This window comes from Thalassovita taeanensis, assembly GCF_900110775.1.
In the GTDB taxonomy this organism is placed as follows: Bacteria; Pseudomonadota; Alphaproteobacteria; order Rhodobacterales; family Rhodobacteraceae; genus Litorimicrobium; species Litorimicrobium taeanense.
On record NZ_FOEP01000003.1, the window covers coordinates 83,968 to 99,657 of the forward strand.

The following is a 15,690-nucleotide window of genomic DNA, read 5'->3' on the forward strand; positions in this document are numbered from 1 at the left end:
TCTCCAATTTCGGGTCAAAAAATGATCGTTCCAATGTCTCACATCTGGTTAACAGCCCGCCAGAGCTTTGGACAGACAGATATGCCTCAGTTTGCTTTATCCGGGACAAACTGTTGACATTTTCCTATGATTTTTCTCGCTGAAAAGTAGGTTTATCGAGTGGTTGTGTCGAATGAAGCGGAGCATGAGGCGATGAGCGGGATCACCCTCGTAGGCTGCGGATTTGTGGCCGATCTTTATATGCGTTCGTTTCGGCAATCCCCGTCGATCCGGGTTTTGGGCGCGTTCGACCGCAATCCCGAGCGCGCTGCTGCGTTTTGCGCTCATTGGAACGTGCCGCAGCTCAACTCAATGGAGGATCTGTTTTCGGCGCAACCTCGCGATGGTGTGATCCTGAATTTGACCAACCCGGATGCACATTTCGACGTGAACAGCGCCTGCCTTGAGGCTGGATTCCACACCTATTCCGAAAAGCCGCTGGCGATGGAAATGGCGCAGGCAGTGGCTTTGCATGCGCTGGCGCGCGACAGGGGGCTGTTGCTGGCCTCGGCCCCGTGCAGCGTTCTGGGCGAGGCAGCGCAGACGCTGGCTCATGCGGTCAAGTCGGGCGTGGGCGGGGTGCCGCGGCTGATCTATGCTGAACTCGATGACGGGTTTGTTTCGCAAGCGCCAGTGCTGGATTGGAAAAGCGAAAGCGGTGCGCCTTGGCCATATGTCGATGAATTTCGCGTCGGCTGCACGCTGGAACATGCCGGATATTATCTGAGCTGGCTGATCGCGATGTTCGGATCAGTGCGTACAGTGGTCGCGGCGTCGGGGCGGGTGATCCCTGACAAGCTGGGCGTTGCAGATGCCGCGCCGGATGTATCGGTGGCAACGTTGTTTTTCGAGGACGGACCGACGGTGCGGCTGACATGTTCGATCGTGGCGCCGCACGATCACCGGATACAGGTTGTGGGTGACAAGGGCGTGTTTCGGGTATCGCGCGCTTGGGATAATGGCGCGCCGGTGCGGTTTCATCGGCGGATACGGGTCAGGCGGCGGTTGATCGACAGCCCGTTGGGCCGGCGCATCCGGCTGAAGGGTCCGACCCATCCCAAAGTGGGGCGTTGGGGCGCGGCCTCGATGAATTTTGCGCTGGGACCGGTTGAAATGCTAGAGGCGATTGCCGAGGGGCGCCCTTGTCGGTTGTCATCGGATTTCGCGTTGCACCTGAACGAGGTCACGCTGGCGATCCAAAACGCGGGCGAGGATACAGGGGCGCAGCGGATGACCACATCCTGTTCGCCGATGGAGCCGATGCCATGGGCGCGTTGACCCTACTGATCACCGGCGCGGGCGGGTATGTCGGGCGGTATACCGTTGCTGCTGCACGCGCGCACGGCCATCGGGTGATTGCGGTGCTGCGTCGGGCCGATCAGGCGCCAGTGGCGTGGGCGGGTGATCCATTGATTGAGGTTCTGGAGTGGGATTTGAGAGAGCCGGGCGTGTTGCCTGCGGTTGACGCCGTGGTGCATATCGCGGCATCGCTGTCGGGCGACGATACGGTTCAGGCGTATGATACAATCGCCGCTACTCGAAATGTGCTTCAGGCAATCCACGAGAGCGGGCAGTCACCAACGCTGGTGCTGGCCAGCTCGATCTCGGTCTATTCCGGCACGGATCTGACTGAGGGCGACACGGTGACCGAGACCTCGCCGATCGAGCGCCAGTCAGCGCTGCGCGACGCTTATTGCCGCGCCAAGATCGAGCAGGAGCGCCTGTGTCTCGAAGCGGTTGAGGTGACTGGACTGGCTTTGCATATCCTGCGGATCGGGGCGGTGTTTGGGCCGGGGCGGGTGTGGAATTCCCATGTTGGGGTCGGTTTCGGTCCGGTGTTGCTGCAGTTCGGGCAGGAGGGACAGATCCCGTTGGCGCATGTGCGGCATGTGGCGCAGGTTTTGGTGCTGGCCACCGAAACTCCGGCGGTGGATGCAGACGAATGTGTGATCAATGTGGTGGATGATGACCTGCCGAACCGGGGTGAGTTTGTGAAGGCACTGGCGAAGGGCGGATGGCCGCGTGTGGTGCTGCCGTTGTCGTGGCGGGTGTTCGCGCTGGCGGCAGGGAAACGGCCCGGATTGCCGGGATTGCTGCGTCTGCCGACACTCAGGGCGCGGATGATGCCGGTGAAATATAACAATGCGCGATTGCACGCGCGGCTGGGATGGCGCCCCGAGGCCGGGTTCGAGGCGCTGATGCGGGATGCTTTGGCGGCGGAGGCTGGCGATGTCTGAGCCGGTTCATATCGCCTATCTTACCGGGGAATACCCGCGCGCCACGGATACGTTCATTCAGCGCGAGGTGGCGCAGCTGCGCCAGCAGGGCTTTGTCGTGGATACCTGTTCGATCCGGCGTACCGGAACCGAGCATCTGGTGGGCGAAGAGCAGCGCCAAGAGGCGGCGCGCACGTTCCACGTGCTGCCTGCGGCGGTGCGCCCGATGGTGTCGGTGCGCGCGCATCTGCGGGCGCTGCGTCGGCCAGTGCGTTATTTTCGGGCGTTGCGCCTGGCGTGGCAAACCGCGCCTGATGGGGTCCGCGCACATCTGTATCAGCTGTTCTATTTCCTTGAAGCCGTGGTTCTGGCCGAGCATTTGCAGCAGCGTGGGGTGCAGCATCTGCATAACCATATCGCCAAGGCAAGTTGCACCGTGGCAATGCTGTGCCACGAACTGAGCCGCATCCCCTACAGCTTCACCCTGCACGGGCCGGACATCTTCTTTGAACCACTGCACTGGCGATTGGATGAAAAGATCGCGCGTGCCAGTTTTACCGTCTGTATCAGCGAGTTTTGCCGATCACAGGGAATGATATTTGCTGATCGCAGCCATTGGGACCGGATGCACATCGTGCATTGTGGGATACAACCCGAAACCTATCAGGGCGCGGGAACGCGGGCGGGGAACCGGATGTTGTTTGTCGGTCGGTTGGCCGCGGTCAAGGGCGTGCCAGTGCTGTTTCAGGCGCTGGCCGAGGCGGTGCTACAACGCCCCGATCTGCATCTAACGCTGATCGGCGATGGGCCGGAACGGGCGCGGCTGGAGGCCGAGGCGCAGGCGATGGGGCTTGCAGCTCATCTGAGTTTTGTTGGCTATAAATCCCAATCCGAGGTGGCGCAGGCGTTGGGCGAAGTGGATTTGCTGGTGCTTCCCAGCTTTGCCGAGGGTCTGCCAGTGGTGTTGATGGAGGCGATGGCAGCGGGGTTGCCGGTGCTTACAACGCAGATCGCGGGCGTGCCGGAATTGGTGGAGGATGGAAAAACCGGCCTGCTGGTGCCGCCGGGCGATGCGGGTGCGCTGCGCGATGGGATGCTGCAATTGCTGTCCGATCCAGCGACGGCAGCCGCTATGGGTGCGCGCGGTCGGGTCAAGGTGACGACCGAGTTCAATATCGAGAGCGAGGCCACGTGGTTGGGTCATCTGATCCGCTCTTATCTGGCTGGGACACCGCCGACGGGCAAGCGACCGGAGGACCGGACATGAGCACCGTTGCCGCTGTTGCCATCGGGCGCAATGAAGGCGCGCGATTGCTCCGCTGTCTGAGCACCCTGAAAGATCAGGTCGCGCGGGTGGTTTATGTCGATAGCGGATCAAGTGACGGCAGTGTGCAGGCGGCGCGGGAACTGGGGGCCGAGGTGGTCTTGCTGGATACATCCGTGCCCTTTACAGCCGCGCGGGCGCGCAATGCCGGGTTCGAGGCGCTGAAGGCGCAAGGTCTGCCGGATCTGGTGCAATTCGTCGATGGCGATTGCGGACTTGTGCCAGGCTGGATTGCTGCTGCGGTGGCCGAGCTGGAAGCGCGGCCCGAAGTGGGAATCGTGACTGGCTGGCGATCAGAGATTCACCCTGAGGCAAGTATTTACAACGCGTTGGCAGAGTTTGAGTGGCACCGGCCCGCGGGCGAGATTGCGGCTTGTGGCGGAGACATGATGGTGCGGGCGACCGCGTTCGATGCGGTGGGCGGGTTCAACCCCACGGTGATAGCCGCCGAGGATGACGAGTTTTGCGCACGCATGCGCAAATCAGGGCGAAAGATTGAACGCTTACCGCTGCCGATGACCCGGCATGACGCAGCGATGACCCGGTTTTCGCAATGGTGGCAGCGCGCGATCCGCAGTGGCCACGGCTTTGCACAGGTCGGCGCCCTGCATCCCGAGCATTTCGTTGCCGAACAACGGCGCGTCTGGATGTTTGGCGCGATTTTACCGCTGATCCTTCTGGTGGGGCTAGCAAGCGTTTGGCACGTGGCCGTTCTGGTTTTGCTGGCTTATGGGCTGTCCTATCTGCGCACCGTTGGCGGGCTGACTCGCGAAGGGTTGCCACGCAAACAGGCGCGCGCGCAGGCGGTGTTCCTGAGCCTGTCAAAATTCCCCAACCTGATCGGGATGCTCAGATATTATCTGCGTCGGGCTCGTGGCAGCGCCATGCGCATCATTGAATACAAGTGATCAAGGAGTGACCTGTCGTGACCAGTAAACCCATTCGCGTCGGTATCATCGGGGCTGGCTATATCGCCAGCTGGCACGCGGACGCATTGCGCGCTGCGCCGGATGTCGAACTGGTCTGCATTTGCGACGTGTCGCTGAGTGCGGCGCAGGATCTGGCGGCGGGGTATGGGGTGGTCGCCTTTGGCTCGGTCGAGGAAATGATCGCAGCAAAGGTATGCGACGCCGTGCATATTCTGACACCGCCGAACCTGCATCATGATATTTCGCTGACCTGCTTAAAGGCCGGGTTGCATTGTCTGGTGGAAAAGCCAGTGGCGCTCTCGGCAGCAGAAACACAGGCGATGGTAGAAGCCGCAGACGCGGCGGGGGTGACCTTTGCCGCCGGGCACAACTTTCTGGGCATACCCGGCTATCGCCGCCTGAAACAGGCGCGCGATGCCGGGCGGCTGGGTCGGGTGTCTGCGATCGAGATCAACTGGTGCTTCCCGATGGCGCCGCTGCGGTCGGGGCCCTACGGGCTGTGGTTGCTGCGCGACCCGCAAAATATGCTGCTGGAACTGGGGCCGCATCCCTTTGCCTTCGCGGTCGATCTGTTTGGCCCGCTGGAGGTACTGCATCTGGAGTTGGGGCAACCGGTGACTCTGCCGGGCGGTGCGGTGCGGCATCAGTCGTGGCGGGTTCTGGCGCGGGCAGGCGAGGTGGATGTAAATATCAACTTGTCGCTGGTGGAAACGCACGATGACCGTTCGGTCACATTGCGCGGCTCATCGGGCGTAGCACGCTTGGACTATGCCGCCGATACGCTGGTGATTTCACAAGACAACGCCGCCGACCTGGTGCTCAACCCGTTTCTGAAACAGATGTCTTTGGCGGGGCAGCACCTGCGCGAGGGCGTGGTGAATGCAGCGCGGCAGTTGGTGTCGCTGAACCAGAAATCGCCCTATGGGCTGAGCTTTCGCGGCGCGGTCAACGGGGTGTACAGCGCGCTGCGCAATGGCGCGCCAGTGGATGCGCGCTTTGACGGGCGTTCGGCCGTGACGGTGATGAAGGCGATTGACGATACCTTGGCAAAGATGCCCGGCAACAGCGATCCGGCGCCAGCACAGGGCACGCCCCGCCCAACTGTGATGGTGATCGGCGGCACCGGGTTTATCGGGCGCAATCTAACGCGCACGCTTGTGGCGCGGGGGTATGACGTGCGCGTGGTCAGCCGGGGGCGGATCGGGCCGTTTGGCGACATCGCTGACCACGTTGAAACCGTTTCGCTCTCGATGAGTGATCTTGAGGGGCTGACCGCGTCGATGCAGGGGATTGATGCGGTGTTCAATCTGGCCAAGTCGATGGACACCACTTGGGAGGATGCGCAGAAGAACGATGTTGGCACGGCCTTGCGCGTCGCAGAAGCGGCGCTGGCGGCGGGGGTGAGGCGGCTGGTCTATACCGGGACGATCGCGTCCTATGACATGTCGGACCCGTCGCGCGTGATCACCGAGGACACCGGCTTTGGCGACGATATGAGCGACCGCAACCTTTACGCTCGGTCCAAGGCGGAATGTGAACGCCAGTTGATGCAGATGTACCGCGACCGGGGACTGCCGTTGGTGATCGCGCGTCCGGGTATCGTGATTGGCGCGGGAGGGCCACTGCAACATTGGGGGATCGGGCGCTGGCATGGCGCCGGTGCGGTGCGGATCTGGGGGCATGGGCGCAACACGCTGCCCTTCGTGTTGGCCGATGATGTGTCGGATGCGCTGGTGCGTATGATCGAGACCGAAGCCGCCGTTGGCCAATCCTTCAACCTGATCGGTGCACCTATGATGTCGGCGCGGGGCTATTTCGACGCGATCCATCAAAGCCTTGGCGCACGGATCAAGGTGCGGCCCGGCTCGCTCTATGCTTTCTATCTGGCGGATGGGGTGAAATATGCGCTGAAGACCCATGTGCTGCGGCGAAAAGGGGCGGTGCGCCCGTCGTTGAAAGACTGGAAATCGCGGGCGCATTTTTCTCCCTTCGACAACGCGCACCCCAAGGCCATTCTGGGCTGGAGCCCAGAGACAGACACCAACCGGTTCATCGCCCGAGGGATACACGATGCAAATCTGTTTGGGCTGTAAGGCATTAATCTGGCTTAATTTCGCCGTTTTTTTCCTGTTTTCTGCATCGAAAGCAACAAATGATTCGCGTCGTCTTTTTCAGGCCCCGGCAGGCATTATACGCAGTCCTGTCTGGAAAAAAGAACGATTGGACAAAACCGACCCGAGGATGACGAGGGGAAGGGTAAAATGGCAGAGCATGTAGTACGTCGCCGCGGGCAGAAGCGCCTGGGGCGGGAGGACAAGACCAAATTGCTGGAACGCGTCGCCCGCTACTCGGATGAAATCGAGAAGCAGGAGAAAGCTGTACGCGCCGCGATGGTTTCCTCTGAGCGCGCGCCGACTGTCGCTGCCGTCCCATCTGCGCCAGAGGTGAAGCAGGTTGATATCTGGGACATGCTGCCAACCGTTCCGGTGGACGAAGCGCTTTTGGAAAGAAATCTGGTGATTACCGCCAGCCGCAACGACCCCGCGCATGCCGCCTTTGACGTGTTGCGCGCGCGTCTGGTGCAGACCCTGACCGAGAACGGCTGGAAGCGCGTCGGCATCACCTCGCCCACACGTGATTGTGGAAAAACCTTTGTCGCAGCCAATCTGGCGATCACGCTGTCGCGCTATGAAAACAGCCGGACAGTTCTGCTGGATCTGGATATGCGTAACCCCAGTGTGGCCAATACCTTGGGCGCACATAATGTCGGCAGCATCGGTGATTACCTGCGGGCTGTCACCTCGACCCGCGATCAGTTTCGCCGGATTGGGAAAAACACGCTCAAGATCGGTGGGTCGCTTGCCATCGCCATGAATGACCGAATTGAACCCTATGCCGCGGAATTGCTACAGGACCCGGTCACCAGAGAACGCCTGCACCAAATGGAGCTGGAGCTGTCGCCGGATATCATCCTGTTCGATCTGCCCCCGGCGTTGGCGCAGGATGACGTCATCGCTTTCCGACAAAATCTGGACGGGGTTCTTGTGGTCACGGACGGGCGCAAAACAAGTGCTGCCGAAGTGCGCGAAGTCATGCGTCGGTTGGGGACGGACCTGCCTTTGTTGGGGGTGATCCTGAACAAGGCAGAAGACGCATCAGACAGCGATTATGGCTACTGAGGCGCGGCTTTAACCCATATCTGGGCGGCGATTAAACACGTTCAGCCCCTCAAGGATCGCGCCCAGTCGATCCCGCAGAAGCGCCACGATGCCAAGCGGTACGAGAAGAGCCAGTGCCGCCCAGCCCAATCTGCGAAGGCGCGTTGTCCGCGACTTGCGCAGGTTCGGGATAATCACCACCGGGCGTAGATCCAACTCGCGCTCCATCTGGGCGCTCGTGCGCATCACCGGGCTGACCATCTCCAACCCAAAAGCCAGCCCAAATCCCGCGAAAATCGAGGCGATCGCCCCGGCGATGGCGATCTTTCTTTTGCCTGCGGACACGGGATATTCTGGAACAAGCGCCGTTTCCAGAACCTCGAACCGCTCAAACTGGTTCTGGCTTTCCAGTTGCTGCGCCATGGCAGCCTCGGTCCGGCGGGTGGTTATCACCCGAAACTCATCCTGCAACTGATCCAATTTACGGCTCATGGCGCTGAACTGGCGTTCGACTTCGGGCGCTGCATTCAGTGCGGTTTCAATCTCGGTGATCCGGTCCTGAACCAGCATCAGCTGCTGCCGCAGCAGTTCGGTTTGGCGGGTCTGTTCATCAGCCCGTAAGCGGTCCCGGTTGGTCTCCAATTGAATGATCCGGCCTTCAACTTCCAACAGTGATTCCTTGAGCCGCGCCAGTTGATCGCGCTGCGCCGTAACGCCATCGGGCAGCGACGCGGAATGGGCTTCCTTGAACCGGGCGAATTCCTGCTCCAACGTCTCGATTTCAGCGCCAACACGCGCCTCTTCCGCTTTAAAAAATCCAAGCGTGCGGGTTGCCCGGCCTTCGCGGCGTTCTTTGCCTTCGACCAAAACAAGGGACAAAAACTCGTTTGCCACGTCTGCTGCCTGTCGGGCGTCGCCCATCTGAACCGTGATAATCAGGCCAGAGGGATGAACATCGGGGCGCCAGCTTTGTGCGGGATCAATAAGTTCAACGATCCGCGCCGACTGACGCAACATCCCGACTTTCTGCGCCAACGACAGTGTAGGATCTTCCGAGAACAAATCGAATTTCTCAATCACGGCAACAATACTGTCGCGCGACATCAGTTTTTGTTCAATCAGCTTGATGCGGTTCTCGTTGCTGTTCACGCTGGCGGAAGGCCGTGTCAGGTCTGCGGCAATCTGGGGCGTTTCAATTTGGATAACGGCCGTCGCTTCATAGATCGCCGGGCGGCTCATGGCGTAAGCCAAAGACAGCGAAACGCCCGCAGCGACCACCGCAACAATCAGAAGCGCGCGCCGACGAAGCATTTTCAACACATTTGAACGAGACTGCAACTTACTCATAAAACTATCCTTGTTTGCCAGAAAACGGCATACGTACACGCAATAAAACCTTGGGCCACTCAGGGCATGATTGCATTGCAATATAGAGAAAAGTCCCTGATTTTTCTATTTTATTTGAGCGCAAATCGGGAAACAGTGTATTTCGCGCCCTCCGTTTTAGGCCATATTTCAGCCACATTTCGGCGGGGCAAAAACGCTTGCGCATGTCAGTCCGCCATTCAGATACCAATCTTCACAAAACTGGCCTTTTGTTGATGCTCTATCTGTGCCGGGCGACACCGCGCGGTTTGCAAGGGTATGCTCGGCTTATGGGGTTTTCAGATGCCTTTCGGATCGGAACATGGCTGCTGAAGTTGTGCTTGGGTCAGCGTCACCGCAGTCATGACATGCCCGTGCTCATATGCAAAACGGCCATCAAGTAGCGTACCTTTGGGGATCGACAGAACCGAGGTCAGAAACTCGGCCTGAAACCGGCCTGCTTCGATTTTTGGCCAGATCCTCAGGGTTTGAAACCCGAACAACGCCCGCGTCAGTGAGTATTGCGCCTTGTAGGCACACTCCTTGGCGCTAAAGAGGAATTTGGCGCGCCTTCCGCGCTGTGGTTCGGGCAACGCACGCAGGTCCAAGATCTCGGCTGGGCTCAGGATTTCGGGCCACAGTTCGGGCGGTAAGGGCGTGTCTTCTTCCAAGTCAAGCCCAAGGGATAACGCGTGTTCTGTTCGCGCCAGAACTGCCACGCACAGGGTATCAGAATGTGACAGCGTGCCGATGATACCATCCGGCCAGACAGGCGCGCGATCATTGGCGCGAAGAATGGCGGTTTCAGGCCGTTGCAGCGCGCGCAATGCCTGACGCGCAGCGACGCGTCCAGCCGTGAATTCGCGCGCCCGCTTTGGCACTGCGCGGGCGACAGCCGTCTGTTCGTCTGGCCAGAGTGGACCCGAGGGCGAGCGGGGGTCTTCGACTCCGATCCCCACGCCCGTTCCAAACAAACGCCCGACTGTGTCGCAGACTTCTTGCACCCGATTCATGAGGTGCGCGACATCCTTCGCGCGCGCATCTCTTTGCGGCGCGACATGGCATCCGAGCGTGCTTCGGACTGCGGGGCAGCGTCTGGGGTTGGTGTCGGTGCGGCAGTTCCCGTGATCTCCTGTACTTTGGCAGACAAGACTGACAACACCGGATAGCGGAAGATATCTGTGATGTTCAGCCGCGCCGCGCCCAGGTGTTCGCGGATTTCACGGTGCGCTTGAACTGCCAGCAGGGAATGGCCGCCCAGCTCAAAGAAATTATCGCGCGCGCCGATGGCTTGAACCCCAAGAATACGCGACCAGATTGCTGCGATCTGTTTCTCGACATCGTTGGCGGGGGCCACAGCCGACTCCGGGGCCGCGGCCATTCGCGCCTCGGGGGCGGGCAGCGCTTTGCGGTCCACTTTCTTGTTGGGGGTTAGCGGGAAGATATTCAACGTGACGAATTGCGCGGGCACCATATAGTCGGGCAAGAATTCTTCCAGACGCGCGCGCAACGCGGCCTCGTTCACCGGGGACGAGCAGGACATATATCCGACCAGACGCACCGCACCGGGGGTATCTTCGCGCGGGATCACCACGGCTTGGGTGATGTCGGGATGGGCGGCCATCACGGCCTCGATCTCGCCCAGCTCGATCCTGTATCCGCGCAGTTTGACCTGATGGTCGGTGCGGCCAAGGAAATCCAGCTTGCCATCGGCGCGCCAGCGCACCAGATCGCCAGTGCGATACATACGCGCCCCGGCTGGCGCGGTTGCATCGGCGCTCACAAATGGATCAGGCAGGAAACGCTCGGCTGTCAGATCGGGCCGCTGCCAATAGCCACGCGTCACGCCGTCGCCACCGATATGAAGCTCGCCCGGCACGCCAACAGGCGCGGGTCGTCCGGCCTCGTCCAGCACATAAACCTGCGTATTGGAGATGGGGCGACCGATGTTGACCACGCCTTCGCTTGCCTGTGCACTTTCGGTGGTGGACCAGATCGTGGTTTCGGTTGGGCCATACATGTTTTCCACATGCGCCTGTGTGAGCGTGGCAAATTCCTGCACCAAGGCACCCGGCAACGCCTCGCCGCCGATCATTAGGTGTTGGACCCGGCCCAAGGCATGGCGGGCCTCGTCGTTCATGGTGATCATTCGCGCCATTGACGGGGTGCATTGTAGGTGGGTTACGCCATGGCGCACGATCTGGGCCGCGATCGAGAAGTCATCGGCATCAACCTCGACCTCGGTATTGGCGCGTTTGAGTACCTTGGCCAGATGGGTCAGCCCGTTCAGGACCTCATCCTTGGCGATGCCGTAATCGATCAGGCAGGCGACCTCGTTCACGCCGATGCGTTTGAGCTGTTCGACCCGGTCCAGACAATCCTCAACCGTGCCAAAAAGCCCGGAATCCTCGAAATAACGCAGGAAAGCGAAGTCGAGGATCGCGTCCAACTCTTCCTCGTCCAGCGTGCCAAGGTCCAGCTCAAACGGGTTGCTCACGCCTTCAGGCCGTTTGAACGCGGGGAAGGCCCAGGCGAATTGCTTGATCAGCCCAGCAGCGGAACGCAGATAATCCTTCATCGGTTCGCGCGAAATTTCGCGGGCTTTCTCGCGGTCCTCGGACACAAAGGTATGCAGCATCAGGGTGACGGTGAAATTCGCCGGGTCGTGGCCCGCATCGCGCAACGCCTGATGGTAGAGTTTGATCTTGCCGCCGACCTCGTCCACGCTTTGGCCCAAAAGGTGGGTCAGCACGTTGGCGCCGATCTTGCCCGCCTCTTTCCAAGTGTCGGGGTTGCCCGCAGTGGTCACCCAAACTTCCAGCTTTTTCGACACCGGGCGCGGCTGGGTCACGACGGCGTGCATTTCACCGTTGGCCATCGGGAATTCGACCTCTTCCCCCACCCACAGGCGGCGCAGTTTGTCGATCGTATCCAGCATCGCGGTCTTGTTGTTTGGTGGGCTGTTTTCGGGACGCAACACAAAATCATGCGGCTGCCAGCCGGACGCAATGCCAAGACCGGTGCGCCCGTTGGTCAGGTTGTCGATCACCGCCCACTCCTCGGCGATCCGGGCCGGGTGGTGCAGCGGGGCGACACAGCTGCCTGCACGCACGGCCAAATTCCGGGTCAGCGCGGCAACAGCAGCGCCAGTGACGGATGGGTTTGGATACGGCCCGCCGAAGGCGTGGAAATGGCGCTCTGGCGTCCAGACGGCGCAGAACCCGTTTTGATCGGCGAACTTGGCGCCCTCAAACAGAACCTCGTATTTGTCGCGGCCAACGCCATCGTCGTTGCCCCAATAATACAGGCTGAATTCCATCCCCTTGCCTGTCATCGCCAGACGGCCATTGGACACCAGCGCGCGGTTTTCATCGCTGCTGATCACCAGCTTGAACCCGCGCGCGAGGGTATAGAACAGTTCCAGCACAGAGATGTCGAACGACAGGCTGGTGACCGCCAACCAGACGCCGGGTGGGGAATGGCTGATCCGGTCATCCATGCCGGTAAAGAAGTTCGACACGTTGCGGTGTTCGACCATTACCCCCTTGGGCCGCCCAGTAGAGCCGGAAGTATAAATCATATAGGCTAGATCGGTGCCACTTACCCCACTATCAAGGTTATCCGTCGGCGCCGACAATACGCGCGGATCGCTGTCCAGCGGTAGCACCTGCGCTTGATGCGCGGGCAGATCGCCGACCATTGCGTGTTGCGCCACAATCACCGGCGCACCGCTGTCTTCGATATAAAGCGCGATACGGTCGGCGGGATAGGTCGGATCAAGCGGTACGTAAGCACCGCCTGCTTTGAGGATCCCCAAAGCGCCGATCAGCAACGAGGGCGAGCGCTGAGTGTATAGCCCCACCAGAGTGCCCGGCTTCACCCCCATTTCACGCAGCACATGGGCCACCTGATTGGAACGCGCGTTCAGCTCGGCATAGCTGAGGGCGTCGCCCTCGAACACCAGCGCGGTGGCATCAGGGGTCTTGGCGACCTGACGTTCAAACATCTGGTGAACGCACAGGGTTTGGTTATATTCGACTTTGGTGGCGTTCCAATCGTGCAGGACAAGCGTGCGCTCGGCGTGGGGCATAATATCCAGCGTTTTGACGGATTGCGTGGTCAGCGTGGCAAACTCTGACAGCAATTTTTCCAGCCGTGCTGCCATCAGCGTCAGCATGGTTTCCGGCAGGCGCGTGGTATCGGCCCGCAACGTTGCGGTGCCGTCGGTCATCGACAGGGTCAGCACGGTGCCCGGCACCAGCACGGGCTGATTGGTCAGTCCGATATGCGGCGTGGCAAGGCCGGGTTTACTCGGCAGGCGCGCGATCATGTCCGCAGGATAGCCCCCAAAGCGGCGGGCTTTGTCCAGTGAGGTGGCAAAGCCGGTCATCGCCTCGTTTACGGTCCCCGAGGCATTCAACCGCACCGGAACCCACGGCGCGAAATAACCCGCAGGCGCGCCGTGATCCGTGTTCGCATCGCGCCACGCGCAATCCACGTTCGCGGTTTCGCACAATCGCCCCGCCAGCAGCGCCATCGCGGCAAAGGCCTGATCTGCGGTGATCCCGGCGGGAAGGGCCACGTTTTGCTCCGCCACCTCGCCTGTATCCGCGCCGGACAGCGGCAGGATTGCAGGGCTGAGTGTTTCCACCAGCTTGCGCCAGTAGGGTTCCGCTTTGATCGCGGTTGCTGTTGCGGCGTTGACAGCAGCGGCCTGTTCCGGCGTGGCGGATGGCAGGATGTCACCCGGTTTTACCAGCCGCTCGATCGCGACCGGCACGCCGGTGCAATCGGTGATCCGCGACACGCTGAGCGCGCCCGCGCCGGTGGCGACGGTGATCTGCCCATCGCCAACTGACAGGACCGTGCCGGGGGCGCCTTGCCCCTCGGCCAGCGCGGCCTTAGTGGTCAGGACCACCCGCCCGGCCAGCTCAAACTTGGGCTGTACCAGCGGGTTCCAGTAATCGCCGTGATCCAGCGCACGAATATGAGCGTTTAGCGTGGTGGCCGGGCGCGTGAAATCCAGCCGACCGGCGATATCCGGGCGTGTGTGCAGCCCGAAATAACTGCGCTGGCTCAGGTCCTGAGCCTGCCGCGCAGGGGTGCCGGTAGTCAGCGCCTCTGCCAGCGCCGGAAAGCTGTCGATCGCGGCGGCATAGCATTTGGTGTTCAGGGTCAGCGCGGTATCGGTCGGGGCAATGTCGAACAGGCGCTGTTGCAGAATATCGCCCTCGTCAATGCCGCCCTCGATCATATGCCAGGTGATACCGTGCCGTTCCTCCCCCGCTATCAGCGCCCAGACCGGGGCGTTCAACCCGGCATAGCGCGGCAGCGGGCCGTCATGGAAATTGACCGCGCCTTTGGTGGGCATGCCCAGAACATCCTGCGGGATGATATCCAGATTGGCGATGCTGAGAAGCCAGTCGAACTGGGTACCAGACAGCCGCGCGCCCAGATCCTTGCCCGGCAACTCGATCCGCAGGTCACGCCCCCGCGCCCAGTGCTGAATATCCGGGTTGCGGGTCACCACGGCGCGGATCGTATGGCCTTGGCTCATCAGGATTTCACCACACTGAACGAGAAGTGATTCATTGCCAATCAGAACACTGGAAAACTGGGTCATTGGGAAAACTCCGATACGAAATCAACTCCTGTCCCGGCTGGATGCCGGATCAGGCAGAGGGGTCGGCCGCGCGCGGCGGATATGCCGAAGTGCGGAAAGGTTATGCGCCAGCAGCGTGCGTAGAAACCGCGGTGGATCGGTGCGCGGGCGGCGTTGGATAAGCTGCCGCAAATGGTTCAATATTCCACCCGTGACATGGGCCATCGTTGCACCGGCGGCATAGCCCGCACCGTGGTTTTTGGTGAAATAATGTAGTCGCGAGTCAAACCAGTAGCCGGGCACGCGTTTCCATTCCTTCATTCCGGTGGAAACCGAACCGATATGGGTTACCTCGCTGTCGCGTACAAATACCGTCTGAAACCCGGCGCGGTGGGCGCGCAGGCAAAGATCGGTTTCCTCGAAATACAAGAAGAACACCTCGTCAAACAGGCCGATCTGATCCAGCACTTCGCGGCGCATCATCATGCTGGCCCCGGCCAGCCAATCGACGCGTGTGGTGTGATCCGGGGTCGGGCGCGGCACGGCACGGTTTTTCAACAAGCGACTGACCGGACCGAACCTGATAGCCCCTTCAAATTCGCTGAGGATCGAGGGGAAGCGGAAGGTTGTCAGATGCGGCGCGCCATCCTCGCCGTGAATATAACTGCCAGCAAATCCGGTTTCGGGATGGAGTTGCAAATGCGCCATCAGCGCCCGGATTGATCCCGGATCGGGAAAGGCGTCGGAATTCAGGACATAGATGAAATCAGGCCGCTGACCGGTGCTTAGCCCCGCCCGAATACCAAAGTTATTTCCGGCACCAAATCCGCCGTTGTGCCCGGATTGCAGCACTCGCACGCGGCTGCCCTGCGTCCAACCCTGCGCTTGCGCATGGGTCTGCATCGCCTCGAACGAGCCATCACCCGAGGCGTTGTCGACCACCGTAATCTCGCCCGCGATGCCTTGCATTTCGCGCAGCGCGGCGGCGACAGAGCGCATCGTCATATCCGGCGTGCGGTAGTTCAAGATAACCGTCTGTAAAAGTGGTGCGGTCATG

Annotated in this window: 10 protein-coding genes; 6 read left to right on the top strand and 4 right to left on the bottom strand. The window is 60.8% G+C overall.

The annotated features are described in order from the left end of the window. Positions 1 to 192 precede the first annotated feature (192 nt). The 6 genes from BSF79_RS05235 to BSF79_RS05260 all read left to right on the top strand — a co-directional run bounded on the left by BSF79_RS05235 (position 193) and on the right by BSF79_RS05260 (position 7,687). Positions 193 to 1,317 carry a Gfo/Idh/MocA family protein gene (locus BSF79_RS05235; protein ID WP_090269085.1) on the top strand — a complete coding sequence of 375 codons (1,125 nt, stop codon included), beginning with the start codon at positions 193 to 195 and terminating at the stop codon, positions 1,315 to 1,317. Next, positions 1,305 to 2,276 (top strand): NAD-dependent epimerase/dehydratase family protein, encoded by a 972-nt coding sequence (locus tag BSF79_RS05240; RefSeq protein ID WP_090268812.1) that lies wholly within the window; start codon positions 1,305 to 1,307, stop codon positions 2,274 to 2,276. The genes BSF79_RS05235 and BSF79_RS05240 overlap by 13 nt, the downstream gene beginning before the upstream one ends. Beyond that, a complete protein-coding gene (locus tag BSF79_RS05245; protein WP_090268813.1) occupies positions 2,269 to 3,522 on the top strand; it encodes a glycosyltransferase family 4 protein in 1,254 nt (417 codons plus the stop codon). Before BSF79_RS05240 ends, BSF79_RS05245 begins: the two co-directional genes overlap by 8 nt. Next, entirely contained in the window at positions 3,519 to 4,487 is a 969-nt protein-coding gene (locus BSF79_RS05250) for a glycosyltransferase family 2 protein (RefSeq protein WP_090268814.1), read from the top strand. The genes BSF79_RS05245 and BSF79_RS05250 overlap by 4 nt, the downstream gene beginning before the upstream one ends. 17 nt (positions 4,488 to 4,504) lie before the next feature. Further along, complete coding sequence (locus BSF79_RS05255) at positions 4,505 to 6,601, top strand: NAD-dependent epimerase/dehydratase family protein (protein ID WP_090268815.1); 2,097 nt, start codon at positions 4,505 to 4,507, stop codon at positions 6,599 to 6,601. A 168-nt stretch (positions 6,602 to 6,769) separates the two neighbouring features. Then, positions 6,770 to 7,687, top strand: a complete 918-nt coding sequence (locus tag BSF79_RS05260) for a CpsD/CapB family tyrosine-protein kinase (RefSeq protein ID WP_090268816.1) — start codon at positions 6,770 to 6,772, stop codon at positions 7,685 to 7,687. 9 nt (positions 7,688 to 7,696) lie between these two features. On the opposite strand, the gene BSF79_RS05265 is transcribed toward BSF79_RS05260, so the two are convergent. The 4 genes from BSF79_RS05265 to BSF79_RS05280 form a co-directional block, all read right to left on the bottom strand. Continuing rightward, positions 7,697 to 9,013, bottom strand: a complete 1,317-nt coding sequence (locus tag BSF79_RS05265; RefSeq protein ID WP_090268817.1) for a Wzz/FepE/Etk N-terminal domain-containing protein — start codon at positions 9,011 to 9,013, stop codon at positions 7,697 to 7,699. A gap of 317 nt (positions 9,014 to 9,330) precedes the next feature. Beyond that, on the bottom strand, positions 9,331 to 10,044 hold the full coding sequence (locus BSF79_RS05270; RefSeq protein ID WP_090268818.1) for a 4'-phosphopantetheinyl transferase family protein: 714 nt from the start codon (positions 10,042 to 10,044) through the stop codon (positions 9,331 to 9,333). After that, on the bottom strand, positions 10,041 to 14,654 hold the full coding sequence (locus tag BSF79_RS05275) for a MupA/Atu3671 family FMN-dependent luciferase-like monooxygenase (protein ID WP_090268819.1): 4,614 nt from the start codon (positions 14,652 to 14,654) through the stop codon (positions 10,041 to 10,043). Before BSF79_RS05275 ends, BSF79_RS05270 begins: the two co-directional genes overlap by 4 nt. Positions 14,655 to 14,675: 21 nt before the next feature. After that, entirely contained in the window at positions 14,676 to 15,689 is a 1,014-nt protein-coding gene (locus BSF79_RS05280) for a glycosyltransferase family 2 protein (protein WP_090268820.1), read from the bottom strand. Position 15,690 lies beyond the last annotated feature (1 nt).

Bases quoted from the DNA above. Each gene is read 5' to 3' on its own strand.
- BSF79_RS05235 (WP_090269085.1), top strand. From the start codon at position 193: ATGAGCGGGATCACCCTCGTAGGCTGCGGATTTGTGGCCGATCTTTAT.
- BSF79_RS05240 (WP_090268812.1), top strand. From the start codon at position 1,305: ATGGGCGCGTTGACCCTACTGATCACCGGCGCGGGCGGGTATGTCGGG.
- BSF79_RS05245 (WP_090268813.1), top strand. From the start codon at position 2,269: ATGTCTGAGCCGGTTCATATCGCCTATCTTACCGGGGAATACCCGCGC.
- BSF79_RS05250 (WP_090268814.1), top strand. From the start codon at position 3,519: ATGAGCACCGTTGCCGCTGTTGCCATCGGGCGCAATGAAGGCGCGCGA.
- BSF79_RS05260 (WP_090268816.1), top strand. From the start codon at position 6,770: ATGGCAGAGCATGTAGTACGTCGCCGCGGGCAGAAGCGCCTGGGGCGG.
- BSF79_RS05265 (WP_090268817.1), bottom strand. From the start codon at position 9,013: ATGAGTAAGTTGCAGTCTCGTTCAAATGTGTTGAAAATGCTTCGTCGG.
- BSF79_RS05270 (WP_090268818.1), bottom strand. From the start codon at position 10,044: ATGAATCGGGTGCAAGAAGTCTGCGACACAGTCGGGCGTTTGTTTGGA.
- BSF79_RS05275 (WP_090268819.1), bottom strand. From the start codon at position 14,654: ATGACCCAGTTTTCCAGTGTTCTGATTGGCAATGAATCACTTCTCGTT.
- BSF79_RS05280 (WP_090268820.1), bottom strand. From the start codon at position 15,689: ATGACCGCACCACTTTTACAGACGGTTATCTTGAACTACCGCACGCCG.